This is a genomic window from Bacteriovorax sp. As-1 (assembly GCF_058446905.1).
Genome location: NZ_CP184341.1, coordinates 1,879,340 through 1,893,089, shown reverse-complemented (window position 1 = coordinate 1,893,089; position 13,750 = coordinate 1,879,340). Strand labels below are relative to the sequence as shown.

General features: G+C 40.6%; 13 protein-coding genes. 3 read left to right on the top strand and 10 right to left on the bottom strand.

Annotated features, from left to right (window positions below; translation table 11 throughout):
• Window positions 1-120 precede the first annotated feature (120 nt).
• Window positions 121-1,764 (bottom strand): chaperonin GroEL, encoded by a 1,644-nt coding sequence (gene groL / locus ACN20O_RS09520; RefSeq protein WP_491633724.1) that lies wholly within the window; start codon window positions 1,762-1,764, stop codon window positions 121-123.
• Between the two features lie 33 nt (window positions 1,765-1,797).
• Entirely contained in the window at window positions 1,798-2,085 is a 288-nt protein-coding gene (locus ACN20O_RS09515; RefSeq protein ID WP_491633723.1) for a co-chaperone GroES, read from the bottom strand.
• Window positions 2,086-2,257: 172 nt separating this feature from the next.
• On the opposite strand from ACN20O_RS09515, the gene ACN20O_RS09510 reads away from it, so the two are divergent.
• The gene (locus tag ACN20O_RS09510; protein WP_491633722.1) at window positions 2,258-2,668 is read left to right on the top strand and encodes an OsmC family protein; all 411 of its coding nucleotides are present in this window, start codon (window positions 2,258-2,260) and stop codon (window positions 2,666-2,668) included.
• On the opposite strand, the gene polA is transcribed toward ACN20O_RS09510, so the two are convergent.
• Both polA and ACN20O_RS09500 read right to left on the bottom strand, forming a co-directional pair.
• A complete protein-coding gene (polA, locus tag ACN20O_RS09505) occupies window positions 2,660-5,320 on the bottom strand; it encodes a DNA polymerase I (protein WP_491633721.1) in 2,661 nt (886 codons plus the stop codon). The two genes, ACN20O_RS09510 and polA, sit on opposite strands and share 9 nt — an antisense overlap.
• Window positions 5,321-5,349: 29 nt before the next feature.
• Complete coding sequence (locus tag ACN20O_RS09500; RefSeq protein WP_102242073.1) at window positions 5,350-5,853, bottom strand: RDD family protein; 504 nt, start codon at window positions 5,851-5,853, stop codon at window positions 5,350-5,352.
• Window positions 5,854-6,019: 166 nt separating this feature from the next.
• Between ACN20O_RS09500 and trxA the strand changes: the two genes are divergently transcribed.
• Both trxA and gmhA read left to right on the top strand, forming a co-directional pair.
• Window positions 6,020-6,343: a thioredoxin gene (trxA, locus tag ACN20O_RS09495; protein WP_102242072.1), complete on the top strand. Its 324-nt coding sequence runs from the start codon at window positions 6,020-6,022 to the stop codon at window positions 6,341-6,343.
• A 3-nt stretch (window positions 6,344-6,346) separates the two neighbouring features.
• Window positions 6,347-6,925: a D-sedoheptulose 7-phosphate isomerase gene (gmhA, locus tag ACN20O_RS09490; protein WP_102242071.1), complete on the top strand. Its 579-nt coding sequence runs from the start codon at window positions 6,347-6,349 to the stop codon at window positions 6,923-6,925.
• Here gmhA and ACN20O_RS09485 read toward each other — a convergent pair.
• From ACN20O_RS09485 to ACN20O_RS09460, 6 genes are all read right to left on the bottom strand, one after another.
• Entirely contained in the window at window positions 6,922-7,368 is a 447-nt protein-coding gene (locus tag ACN20O_RS09485; protein WP_133566672.1) for a hypothetical protein, read from the bottom strand. The two genes, gmhA and ACN20O_RS09485, sit on opposite strands and share 4 nt — an antisense overlap.
• Window positions 7,369-7,481: 113 nt before the next feature.
• On the bottom strand, window positions 7,482-7,757 hold the full coding sequence (locus ACN20O_RS09480) for a hypothetical protein (protein WP_491633720.1): 276 nt from the start codon (window positions 7,755-7,757) through the stop codon (window positions 7,482-7,484).
• A gap of 3 nt (window positions 7,758-7,760) precedes the next feature.
• Complete coding sequence (locus tag ACN20O_RS09475) at window positions 7,761-8,690, bottom strand: tetratricopeptide repeat protein (protein WP_102242068.1); 930 nt, start codon at window positions 8,688-8,690, stop codon at window positions 7,761-7,763.
• A complete protein-coding gene (locus ACN20O_RS09470) occupies window positions 8,687-11,578 on the bottom strand; it encodes a tetratricopeptide repeat protein (RefSeq protein ID WP_491633719.1) in 2,892 nt (963 codons plus the stop codon). The genes ACN20O_RS09475 and ACN20O_RS09470 overlap by 4 nt, the downstream gene beginning before the upstream one ends.
• Window positions 11,578-12,996 (bottom strand): tetratricopeptide repeat protein, encoded by a 1,419-nt coding sequence (locus ACN20O_RS09465; RefSeq protein WP_491633718.1) that lies wholly within the window; start codon window positions 12,994-12,996, stop codon window positions 11,578-11,580. The genes ACN20O_RS09470 and ACN20O_RS09465 overlap by 1 nt, the downstream gene beginning before the upstream one ends.
• A gap of 20 nt (window positions 12,997-13,016) precedes the next feature.
• The gene (locus ACN20O_RS09460; protein WP_491633717.1) at window positions 13,017-13,730 is read right to left on the bottom strand and encodes an outer membrane beta-barrel domain-containing protein; all 714 of its coding nucleotides are present in this window, start codon (window positions 13,728-13,730) and stop codon (window positions 13,017-13,019) included.
• Window positions 13,731-13,750 lie beyond the last annotated feature (20 nt).

Below are 13,750 nucleotides of genomic sequence, written 5' to 3'. Positions count from 1 at the left end.
CCAATTGAATTAAGGAAAAAATAAGAATCAGCGACGTGGGATGTTTAATGATGGAAATAAAAAAGGGAGTCCGAGGACTCCCTTTGATGGTTTTGTATCGAGGTTGATGAACCTATTTGGTTACATCATTCCACCCATTCCGCCCATTCCACCCATTCCGCCTGGCATTCCTGCTGGAGCGTCAGTTTTTGGAAGGTCAGCAATCATTGTTTCAGTTGTCAGCATTAGACCAGCAACTGAAGCAGCGTTTTGAAGAGCTGAACGAACAACTTTAGTTGGGTCGATGATTCCGGCAGCAACTAGGTTTTCGTATTTTTCATCGCGAGCGTTGAAACCGAAAGTTTTGTCTTTGTTGGCCTTAACTTCGTTAACAACAACTGATCCTTCAAGACCTGCGTTTGTAGCGATTTGTCTTAGAGGTTCTTCAAGAGCACGTTTCACAATTCTGATACCGAAGTTTTCTTCTTCGTTACGGCCTTTAAGATCGTTTAGAACAGTTGAAGCGTGTAGAAGAGCTGAACCTCCACCAACAACGATACCTTCTTCAACAGCGGCACGTGTAGCGTGTAGAGCATCTTCATATCTGTCTTTTTTCTCTTTCATTTCTGCTTCTGAAGGAGCACCAACTTTAATAACAGCAACACCGCCGTCGATCTTAGCTAGTCTTTCTTTTAGTTTTTCTTTGTCGTAGTCAGAAGTTGTTTCTGCGATTTGAGCTTTAATAGCTGCAACTCTGTTTTGAACTTCTGCTTTGTTTCCATTTCCATCAACAATTGTCGTGTTTTCTTTGTCGATAGTTACGCGTTTTGCTGAACCAAGAACGTCTACACCTGAAGTTTCAAGTGACATTCCTAGCTCTTCAGAAACCACTGTACCACCTGTAAGTGTAGCGATGTCTTTTAGCATTTCTTTTCTTCTATCACCGAAGCCTGGAGCCTTTACAGCTGCAACTTGAAGTGTTCCGCGAAGTTTGTTTACAACTAAAGTAGTTAGAGCTTCACCATCGATATCTTCAGCGATGATTAGAAGTTGTCTTCCTGATTGAACAGTCTTCTCTAAAAGAGGAAGAAGTTCTTTCATTGAAGAGATTTTTTTATCTGTGATTAGGATGTTGCAGTTATCGAAAGCAACTTCCATTTTTTCCGGGTTGTTTACGAAATATGGAGAAAGGTATCCACGGTCAAACTGCATCCCTTTTACTACGTTAAGTTCTGTTTCAGCAGTTTTTGATTCTTCAATCGTGATAACACCGTTGTTTCCTACTGTAGACATAGCTTCAGCAAGTTTTTTACCGATATCGTGATCGTTGTTTCCTGAGATCGTTCCAACTTGAGCGATTTCTTCAGAAGTTTTGATTGGCTTAGACATAGTCTTAAGCTCAGCAATAACTTTAGTAACCGCAAGATCGATCCCGCGCTTAAGATCCATTGGGTTGTGACCAGCAGAAACTAGTTTAACACCTTCTTTGTAGATTGCTTGAGCAAGTACAGTTGCAGTTGTTGTACCGTCCCCTGCATCTTCGTTAGTTTTTTGCGCAACTTCTTTTACCATTTGCGCGCCCATATTCTCGAAGTTGTTTTCAAGTTCGATTTCTTTCGCTACAGACACACCGTCTTTTGTGATGTGAGGAGCACCGAAAGATTTTTGAATAACAACGTTGCGACCTTTTGGTCCTAGAGTAACTTTTACAGCGTTTGCTAGAGCGTTTACACCGTTAAGAATCAGAGTTCTTGCGTCTTCTGAGTATTTTAATTCCTTAGCCATATATTTCTCCTAAATGGTTTTTTACTTTAAAAATTATTGAAGGATTCCAAGAATCTCTTCTTCTTTCATGATAAGAACTTCTTTCCCATCTACTTTTACAGATGTTCCAGAGTATTTTCCAAAAAGAACTGTATCACCAACTTTAACGTCTAGGTTGCGAACACTTCCGTCAGTTAGTCTATAGCCAGTTCCGACAGCAACGATTTTACCTTGAGAAGGTTTCTCAGTGTGGTTGTCCGGAATAATAATTCCACCAGCTGTTTTTGTTTCTTCGTCTAAGCGTTGAACGACAACGCGGTCTTGTAACGGCTTTAATTGCATAAGTCCTCCTAATAATTTGAACTCTATCAATGTGGTATCAGACCTCATAGGTGTCAAGGTTAGATCCAAAAATTATTTTTTCCTAAAACAACAAATAGTGTCATTTTTTGCTTTTTAACGGGGATTAGAGCATTATTTTGGGCATACATTTTCTACTAAAAAGGAGACAAATATGGTCACAATGACTGGGATTTATGAAGGAGACAAGCACTGCACACTGACCCACGGTCCCTCTAATACCCAAATACATACTGACGCGCCCAAGGACAACAATGGCCGCGGTGAAGCCTTTTCCCCTACAGACCTATTGGGTGCTGCGCTCGGAAGCTGTATCCTGACAACAATGGCCATTTACGCTGAAAAAAATGGAATTGATATTAAGGGGGCGAGTTTTCAAGTCATAAAAAAAATGAAGCTCTCACCTAGGATGATTGCTGAACTAGAAGTGGCCATTACCCTACCGGCCCACTTAACGACCGATCAGAGGCCAACACTGGAAGAGATTGCGCATACGTGTCCTGTAACCAGAAGCTTAAACTCAGAAGTTAAGATTCCGGTCACATTCACATACCAATCACTTTAAATCGTACCAGTTGATTCCTACACCCATATCAACTTTAAGTGGTACGCGAAGATCGACAACATTTTCCATTCCTTCGCGTACCAGCTCTTTCATAAGATTTAATTCATCTTCTTCAACTTCAAAAATAAGTTCATCGTGAACCTGAAGGAGCATTCTTGATTTCAAGTTTTTCGCCACCATTTCATGGTCGATCTTAATCATCGCCAGCTTAATGATATCGGCAGCTGTCCCCTGAATCGGGCTGTTGATGGCCATTCTTTCGGCCTGGGCCTTAATCGTTCTATTTTGTGAGTGGATATCCGGTAAAAGGCGTTTTCTTCCGTGTAGTGTTTCCGCATATCCCGTCTGCTCTGCCTTGTCTTTTAGAGTATCAAGGAAAGTTTTAATCGAGCTGAAGCGAGTAAAGTATTTATCAATGTATTGCTTAGCTTCTGTGCGGGAAATTTTTAAAGTCGCCGCCAGGCCAAAAGAAGACTGTCCATACATTAAACCGAAGTTTACTGTCTTTGCCATCGAACGGTCATTTTTAGTCACTTGAGTGATAGGAATATCTAAAACCTCAGAGGCCGTCTGAGCGTGAATATCTAAATTATCCTGGAATGATTTTAACATTGTCGGGTCTTCTGAAAAATGAGCAAGAAGACGGAGTTCTACTTGAGAGTAATCGGCAGAAAGCAGAATCTTTCCCGGCTTAGCGATAAAGGCCTTTCTCACTTTCTCGCCCATCGGGCTTCGCACCGGAATGTTCTGCAGGTTCGGGTTCGTCGATGAAAGACGTCCTGTCTGCGCGACAGTCATATTGAAATTTGTATGAATGCGTTTTGTCTGTGGGTTAACCAGTTCTGGAAGGGCCTTAACATAAGTTGAAAGAATTTTTCCATACTCGCGAAAAGTTAAAAGAAGACCAGGGACTTCACTGATGTTCATTCCATCAAGTTCTTCTAGTACTTCAGCGTCTGTAGAATAACCTGTTTTTGTTTTTTTCACCGGTGGAAGGTTCAGTTTTTCAAAAAGAAGAACTCCCACTTGTTTTGGAGAATTTAAATTGATTTCCCCTCCGGCCATTTTAAAGATTTCCTCTTCAACTTTTTTAATTTCAGTCGAAAGTTCAACTTCAAGTTCGCGCAGGTAATTTGAATTAAGAGAGATTCCCTCTTTCTCCATTTTCCCCAGGACTGAAAGAATATTAAGATCGATATTATTAAAAATATCCATCAATTTCAGGTCACTTAATTTTTGCTTAAAGATTCTCGCTAAAACAAAAATCGCGTAAGCGCGATCCCCATTTGCCTGATGTTCATCAGGGCCAGCTTCCATATCCAGGTATTCTTTCATAATGACATCGAGGTCATGGCGAAGTCCTGCATTGATATTAAAATGCGCCAGAGTCACATCAAAACGTTTTGCTTCAAATCCCCAACCGTTGATGGCCGAATGAACGTAATCGCGTTTTAAGTTATCAGAAATCACTTCAAGGTCTTTGTTGTTCCAAAGGGCCTTAAGTACACTCTCCACTAGATTCTGGTCAGCCGAATATGTATGGGTTTCATTGAATGAAAAATAAGTGCGCGAGATTTTTCTCGCATAAATGTCATCGTTATCAAACAGGTTGTAAACCGCAACACTCTCAGCTTGTTTTGCCTGATTCAGGATTTCATCGAAATTATTTTCATCTAAGTCGACGACTGTAACTGAAGCACCTTTTGTTTGATTAAAGAGCGCGCTTTCAATTGGTCCATTATCAGTTGTTCCACCCGTATTTTTATCTGTTTCGCGGGCAAGGTGATGTTGGAATCTCATTTCCTGAAGTTTAACCAGGATTGATTTAAATCCCAGGTCTTTTAAGAAATCAGAAAGCTCATTAGTTGGATAGAAGCTGACTGCTGTTTGTTCCGGTGTGTGACCTAGGTCTACATCGGTAACGATTTGAACAAGTTTTTTTGAAAGAAGACCGGCCTCAAGATGATCAGTGAAGGCTTCAATCACTTTCTTTCCTTTCAATTGGTCGCGATTGGCGATGATGTTTTCCAGCGTGCCGTACTCTTTTAAAAGTTTAGCCGCACCAACAGCACCAATTCCTTTCATCCCTGGAATGTTATCAGACGTATCCCCTACGATTGAAAGGTAGTCGACGATCTGTTCCGGGCGAACACCCATTTTTTCTTCAACATCATCAGGTGAATAAAGTTTGTCTTTCATCGTATCGAGAAGTTTTACGTTCCCGCCTACAAATTGCATTAAATCCTTATCCCCTGAAGCGATAAAAATCTCATCAAACTGCTCTTTCCACTGAACCACTGCCGAACCAATGATGTCATCTGCCTCGAAGTTGTCGTGGCTGAAAGTTGGCAGGTTCATTTTTTTAATCAGCTCTTCGATTAGAGCAAATTGCGGAATCAAGTCCTCAGGTGGCTCAGACCTATTGGCCTTATAACCATCAAAAAGTTCATTTCTAAATGATCCACCTTTGGTATCGCGAGCAAGAAAAACATGTGTCGGTCTGTGATCAGACAGAAGTTTTAAAAGCATCGTGAACATTCCGTACACCGCATTTGTCGGCACGCCTTCCGGTGAGTGCATTGGACGAATAGCAAAAAACGCACGGAAAATAAAATTTGAGACGTCGACGATGATCAAACGTTTTTTCGACATAAATTAATCCTGAATGATTGGCTAAAAAACTAGATAGAACCAGTTGTATTCGATGTGAACCAACTTGTCTTTCGATTTTTGACCCCAGCAAAATTATCGTCGTTTGCCATGACAGAAGTGTCTGCCATTACGTCGCCGAGACGATGTCCTGAGTCGAGATTATAGAGAAGATAAAGTTCAAAACCAATAAGAACGGCCGCAAGGATCACTCCTAAAATCCAGCCGATAACCGGAAGTAAAAGAGCGACTAAAAGTGGCAATGTAAAAGGCAAATTTCTAATGACTGATTGTTTGTACGAACAAGGAGAGCCGTCTTCCAAAGATTTCACAGCAAAACCCATGAACTTCTTTCCAGCAGACTGTCCATTACTCATACCGTCACACAGCGACATGTAGATAATTCCCAGAACAACACCCAATGGAAAAAACCAAATAGAAAAACAGGCCACGATAAACAGGTCGATGGCCTTGGCTATGAGACGAGTTAATTTGGCGACTCTTATCGCTTTTTCCAATAGATATTTTCTATCCATAAATCAATCTTAGTGACACACCTAAGAAAAAGCAAAGGAAAACCCTTGTTTACGTCCAACAGTTACAGAAGTGAAACCGATGCTGTATGCGAGGCATGATATTTTTTCATTTTCACCACCTTACGACTTAATGTAGAATGAATCTTACAACAAAAAGGAGTTCCTCATGGGATCAGTAAATAAAACAGACGTAGCACACTTCGAGTCAGATGTATTAAAAGCAGATAAACCAGTTCTAGTAGATTTCTGGGCCGAGTGGTGTGGACCTTGTCGTGTACTTGGACCAATACTTGACGACGTTGCTAAAGAATTAGGCGAAAAAGCACAGATCGTAAAAGTTAACGTTGATGACAATCCTGAGCTAGCTCAAAAGTATGGAATCCGCGGAATCCCAACAATGATCTTCTTCAAGAATGGTCAAGCAGCTAAAACTCTAGTTGGAGTTCAAGCAAAAGACGAAATCAAAAAATCACTTGAAGAGATGGCATAATTTATGTTTGCACTAGAGTCGCTACAAGATGCACAGAAAGTTCTAAATGCGTTTGTTGATAACAAAAGCAACGTTGAATTAATTAATAAGGCCATCAATCTAATGGTTGATTCTTATAAAAACGACGGCAGAATGTTTAGTTGTGGAAATGGCGGCTCTATGTGCGATGCTATGCACTTTGCTGAAGAGCTTACTGGAAGATTTAGAAAAGAAAGAAAGCCTCTAGCGGCCATGGCCATCAACGATCCTTCTCACCTAACTTGTGTTTCAAACGATTACGGGTACGACTTCGTTTTCTCTCGCTACGTAGAAGCTTGGGGAAATAAGGGCGACGTTTTACTTGCAATCTCGACTTCTGGAAACTCACCTAACGTTCTTCTTGCTGTAGAAGCTGCTAAGAAAAAAGGCATGAAAGTTATCGGCCTTCTTGGAAAAGGCGGTGGAAAGCTAAAAGACATGGTCGACGTTCCACTTATCGTTGAATCAAACGTCAGCGACCGCATTCAGGAAGTTCACATTAAGTGCATCCATATCTTTATCGAAGGTATTGAGCGCTCATTGTTTCCTGAAAACTACAATTAATAGATCGCACCCATCACAATAAACAGCGCGGCCATGTTGGTAATCAACAGCCACTGCTTTGAATGCGTCTGGCGATAGTTCATGAAAGCATCAAGCAAGAACACCTGTGCCCACAACATAAAACCTACGCGGTAAATAAACCCGCGGAAGGCATCGTTGACATTAAAGACATCGAGTAAGAAAGGTAAGCTAAAAAGCACCAGGAAGACAATCGACATGATTGAGCGCTTGATTCTTTCATCCTGATAAAAGATCAGATCTGGCTTACGCAATTTGATGTAGAGATCGTTTAAAAAAAGCACGTAAACGAAGATGATGAGATAGTCATCGAATGACTTAAACCCTATGAAAAGCTGGCATAGTAACAGAGTGCTAAAAGCCAGAAGTAATGCCATCTTCACTCGGGTCAATTGTAAACCTGAAATGTTCTTTAACACGTTCATGGGACTAGTATAACTGATGATCTGTTTTTTACGTTGAGACTAGGCTAAAGCCTTGAAATACGGTTTGGCAGGACCTAAGACCCTGCCAACAAAGGATGTCAGAGCTAAATAGATTAGCGAACGCGCTCGATTCCCTTCTTAATTTCCATTGTGAAGGACTTTCTGTAAGGAAGACGGTTCGTAAAACGTTTCTCATGAATAGGTGAAATCGAGATATCGCTTGGCGCTCCCGTGTCCCCTTCAATGTTCAGGTCATCAAAATCAAATTTCTCATACTGCTTGTATGTGTAAATGACTTTTTTGTTTCCGTTCTTTCCTTCTCCGGCGATATCGTCCTGAGCAAAAAGAGTCGTTGATGAAAGAAGAAGTGCGATAACAAGTGTTTTCATATTTTAATTCCTGATAAATCTTTCTACTTTTTGAGCATATTCACTAATAGGTCCCGATGGGCTTGAGACGTTTGATAAAACAGTCTGAGCATCAATCGGACGATTTAGTAACTTTAGTGCAACAGCGTAGTTTAAACCAACTGATGGAGTTGATAGCGTTGCTTTATCAAACTTGCCGTAGATATCTACAGCACTCTGATAGTCACCTTTAATCAAATAAGCAGACGCTAGTGCTGATCCGACCTCCACATCTTTTGGGCTGCGCTTTTGTAGTCCTTGAAAAATAGGAAGTGCTTTTCCAACAGTTCCAAAACGCAGATACAACTGTGCCAGGTTGTAAGTTGGAGTCACCGCAAATGTATTTAAGTCTGAGGCCAGTTTAAAGGCCGCAAGAGCTTTCTGGTATTTCCCCTGCTTTTGGTAAACAACACCAAGGTTATTGACCGGAGGGATATACTTGCTGTCTAGGTCGCGCGACTTATTGTAGAAGAGAATCGCTTTAGCGTAATCAGATTTTAAAAAGTAGCAAGTCCCTAGTTGGTTCCAATAGCTTGTGTTGTTTTTAAATTTTGTATACTGATCATCAGCAATCTTTAAAGCTTCGTCGTATTTGCCTTGATAACACTTGATATTCATCACTGTTAAAGGATCATCATTTCCTTTAAGCGCTTCTTCTAGTTTCGCTGGTGCCAAAGAACCTAAAGATTCTTTGACCAGAGCGTACGATGACTCATCCGATGAAGAGAAATCAAATTCATCTTTATCAGCATTATATTTTTCTTCTTTCTTTTTATCGAAGTCCAACTGCTCTACCCATGAAAAATCCTCTTCCGCTGAACTCACTCCTCTTTTAGTGGAAGCGATTTCGCGGGAGACATTCGATGTTGTCGAACACGCAGAAAGAATTAAAAGTAATGGTAGTAGTTTTTTCATTTCGCACCTGCCTTATCCATCAGAGCATTGCCTTTTTCGTTGTAGTACTCTGGAATAATTGCATCATTTTTAACCAGAAACCATCCATTGTCTGAAGACAGGATATTTTCCTTTTCGATTTTCTTAATTGCTGTTTCTCTGAAATCCTGCGCCTGTTTATCCAGTGGGCTTGCTAATTTCTGCATTCCTTTTTGGAAAGACGACACGTACTCAGGGGATTTTCCTGGAGGTGTAAATTCTGTGATTTCTTTTTGTAGCCCTTCGTGAGCCTCTACGATGTAGCGGTAAGCTTTCACGATACCAATCCCTGAACCAAGCTCAGCAATCGAAATCGCTTCAGTCGTAATTTTATCCAGCATCACAAATTTATTTTTTAAATTCTTGTTGTACTCAGCTTCCGGGAAAGCAAGTCTCACTGAATTTAATCTCTTCACCTGGTCTTCCAATGCGTTTAAGCGAATAAGAGCAATCGCATCCAGACCTTCAAGTGGAACATCCATTTTAGATTTTTTAGCTGTTTCAAAATAAGTCAGCATTTTACTTCTTACTTTTCCAGCATCTTCTACTCTTCCGATATTTTCCAACTCGTTAGCAAGAAGGCTTGATGGATAAATCAACTGAGGCCACATTTCTTTTGTCGCTTCCAGTTTTTTGATCACTTCATTAAATGATCCCCACTTACTCGCTGCTGCCAGCTCATTTAAATGATCAAGGTAACCGGGAAGAACAACATCATTTCCCAGGCCACACTTTGGAGCTTTTGCCAGCAGGTTTAAGCTTTTATCAAACTGTCTATCGGCCAGGTAAATAACGTTGGCATTCTTAAAGTACGTTTTGATGTTTTTTGAATTCGTTGTGCAAATTTTATCAAAGATCTTCTCACTTAAAGCCGCTGACTCAGCAAACTGGCGTCTTTGGAAAAGGTCTGTTGTAAAAAGAATGAAATCTTTTTCAAACTTCACGATTTCAGCCGGCTCCATCATCACAGCTGCGCGATCCGCCCATCCGTACATCTGCTTCCACTCACCTGTTTCATAGAATAAAACGGCGATATTGTAAGCGGCTGTCTTTTTTGCTTCCTTGTCAGTTTCTGGAGATTTATAAATTTGCAGGTAGCCTTTTAGAGCTCCACGCTTATCTCCTTTGATACTCGCCTGTTCAACTTTCTCAAACTGCATTCCCAGCATAAGTGTCTTAACTTTTTGCCCGTACTCAGGGTTAACTTTGAATTCATTTGATTCAATTCGTTTTGCCCATCCGAGAAGAGCAGCTTTGTTGCCCGTATCTTTATGGAAGTCCATTACCTGCGCCAGCATTTTTTCCTGAGTTTCAGATTCTGCTGGAAAATTTGACTTGTAGTTAATAAGTGTTTTTTCAGCCCCTGCAATATCCTTTTTCCCCATTTGAGTTGAGAATAAACGCTGGTAAACAACACTCGACTTTTCACCTTTTGGGTTAACGGCCAGGAATCCTTCATAAGCTGGTATCAGGTAGTCTTCCGAGGTTTTTTTGCTTACGTTTTTCCCAAGGGAAACCATCAGAGCGTTACTCGCCAGCTCTTCAGTCTTTTTATCTTTGTTGGCCTGTGAACGTTTAATTGATTCAGCATAAAGAGGAACTGCTTTGTCATACTCGCCGATAGCGAAGTATGTCTCTCCCGTATGGAAGTAAGCCGTCTGAGATTTTTCAGGAGAAAGAAGAGCACTCATCATGAAATATTCATTGGCTGCTTCTGCTTTTTTCGTGCGAATCTCTTTTTGATTTTCATAAGTCTTGGCTACCAGCTGCTGCTGGATAAGCGCTGACATTTTTTCAACGTTAAATTTCAGGATCTCAATTTGATCCGGGCTTAAATTCCCTTTTGAGAATTGGCTAGTTAAAGCGCGGCTGGTTTCCAGATGCTTTTGATCGCGACCGAACTTTTCATACAAACTGATAAGTTCAATATTGATATCGTTTTCTTCCTTTTCCGTGGTTTTGTATTGAAGAGCATCGCTTAAAGTCTTTTCAGCTGCTGCGAATTTCCCTTGAGACTTAAGGTACTTCCCAACTTTTAACATAACGTCTGAGACTGATTTACCGTTCTTTTTGTAGAAGGCTATCGCTTCATTCGATTTCCCAGCTTCTGTATAAAAGAAGGCCAAGTCGCGTTCGATACTTTTTGTCATGTCGATGTATTTGGGATTTTTAGAGAGTTCATATGACTCTGTCATGACATCAATCGCTTTGTCGTGACGACCCATTTTGAAATAAGACCAAGCTAGGTTGAAAGCGTCTTTCGTCCACCACTTATCTCTTTTTGTTTTAAGTGCCGTTTCATAAAGGTTCATTGATTTATCAAATGATCCTTTGTTGAAATAAATCTCAGCAAGAGCAATGCGCGATTTATCAGCAATCACTGAATTACTTTTTGATTCTTCCAAAGCTTTCTGGAAGAACTTTCTCGACTGCTCTTCTTGTTTTAGTTCTTTAGCATTATATGCCAGGATGTAGTATGCATCGCCTTTCTCATCAAAGTTTTTAAAGTTCTTTAAAAGAACTAAAACTGTTTTTTGAGCTTGGTCAAAATAACGACGCGATTCTTTAAAATACTCATCTTTGCTGCCCTTCTCTCTTTGGGCCGCAGGAACTTCAAGGTACTTTTGATTTTCCTGATCTTTTAGCAAACGGGCCTTTTCTAAAAGAACTTGGGCCATACGTAACATTAGATCCGGTCTTTTTGCACCCACTTGTTTATTAAGACGAGTGACCTCACGAAGTTCTTCATCTAAAACCTTAATTAACTCAGCTCTTCTTTGCTCAACATCAGCCCTCGCCTCTTTGATGACCAGAGAGTTTGTTAAAAAAAGTCCTAAACAAAATGAGAGTAGCATTTTTCTTTTCATCATTACTTACATTCCGATTTAAGCGAGAATACATAGTCACCAAGTTCATCGGCCCAGAACTCGCCGTTAAATGTCCAAAAGTATTGTTTATCTGTTCTACGTAAGTGAGCGACGTTCCCTCTTGCTCGGCCATCACCGCGCATAGAGATGTCTTCGTATAACTCTGTTTTTCTCTTCGATAAAACTTCCAGTTTGATATAACTCATATCCTCGAAAGCGCGCACAACCTGAGCAGCATATAATTGAAGTTGCCCACGGATATAACTTCCAATCAGGTTTCTTTGTAAACTTAGAGACTCACGAAGGTTTTCGTTTAGAGCTCCTTTGAGAGCATCATTTGGAAGACCTTTTAATCTTTCGATTTCATCGCGTCCGTTATTAAACGAGTTGTAAAGCTCCAGGTAAGCCGGGTCTTTCCCAATCGAAGCCAGCGCCGTACTTAGGATCTTATTCTCTCTATACTTTCCTTCTTCGCGGTCTTTAACTAGAAGGTAATACTGACGGTAATCTTTCCCAAGAGAATCAATGAACTTCTTATAACCAATATTGGCCGTTTCATAATATGTATAGAAATCTTCTACCGTTTTTTTTGAGTCATCCCAAAGACACATTTCCATATAAGAAAGGGCCTTTAAAACTTCAATCTCCGGGTTAAAAGTGTAGCTAAACACTGGCGCCTTGTACGTTACAAGCTTCCCTAAAGTACGGTTGTAGTCTTTTTGATAAAAGCTGTTCCAGGCTTCTTCAAACAGGATTTCCGGCCAGATATAAGATGACTTCGGAAGATCCAGGTACGATGAATAGGCCAGGTCAAACTTAGCTAAAGCAAACTGAGAACGAGGAATCCCTACGACACAATAATCGCGGGTGATATTTAGCTGTCTGATACGGTCTTTGTTGCTTTCTTTTTTTATTTGAGATTCTGCAACTTCAATGCACTCTCTAAAAACTCCGGCCGCTTTATCCTCTCTCTTACTTACAGAGTAAGCACTCCCTTCAAGCAAAAGAGCAAATGGTTTTACCGGGTGCCAGTCTTCGATCTTGCGGTCAAGATACTTAAGGGCCTGGTCAAACTTACCTTGGCGGAAAGCCTTTCTCGCCAGAATGTAACGGATTGTTGGTGCATTCGATTTTTCCAGGATATTTGCTGGAAGAACCTCAAACTGCTTAACCCCAACCTGAGTGATAAGTTCATCAAGAACTTTATCAAGAGCTGCATCGTTCACTCTATTTGTTGAGGCCATATATTCCTTAATGAAAGGAATGGCACTGAAATACATTTTGTCTTGCACTAGCTCTGCTGCCAGCTGCGGATAGCGGGACTTATCCCCCGCTTGGTAAATTCTTCTTGCACCTTGAATTGAAGCATGGGCATTCATTCCAAGGACGAGGAAGAAAAGTAATAAACATGATTTTTTCATTTTCACTTCTCCCTAAAATCTTAGAATGTGTAACCAATAGACGCTGTCGCATCAAAGTTCGACTTGTAACTTGATCCTGAAGTAGAAATATTGTCAGCACTGTAGTGAACTGCTGTCAGGTCAGTTCTCACGCTAAAACTTTCGTTGATATAAAACTTAAGACCAGCAGACCACATAATCCCGCTGTGTGTTTCTTCCGTTTCAATCCCTTCAGCTGTTTGCCCTTGAGTGAAACGAAGCTTGTTATTTTTCTCTTTTAACTGAGCGTATCCAAGACCGAAAATCCAGTCCATGTAAACGATCTTGTTGAATGTATTGATCTTGCTGTAAAACGGTGACCAAAGGAACATTGCTCCCATGTAGCTATCGACAATTCTTCTGAATGGAGTTGTACCAGTTCCCCCTCCACCAGAGTTACGAACACCTTTTGCTGTCTCGTTTTCTTTCCCTGAGTTTTTTGAGTATAGAACTTCAAATCCATAGTCTTCTGTGAAGAAGTATCCTGCACGCCCCTGAATGGCCGTTGAATCAACGAATGCACCAGAAGTTGTGATCCCTCCACCAACGTTAATGTGGGCATGATTAGCTTTTCTAAACTTTCTGTTTTGAAGAACGAAAACTTCTTTATCCGGATCAAGCCACGAAAATTCGTAAATGTCTTTTTCACTGGCGAATAAATTTGTTGTGAAAGTTAATGAGAAAAGAACTAGAGAAGCCAAAACTTTTGATTTCATACGCATCCTGCTTTTAAAAT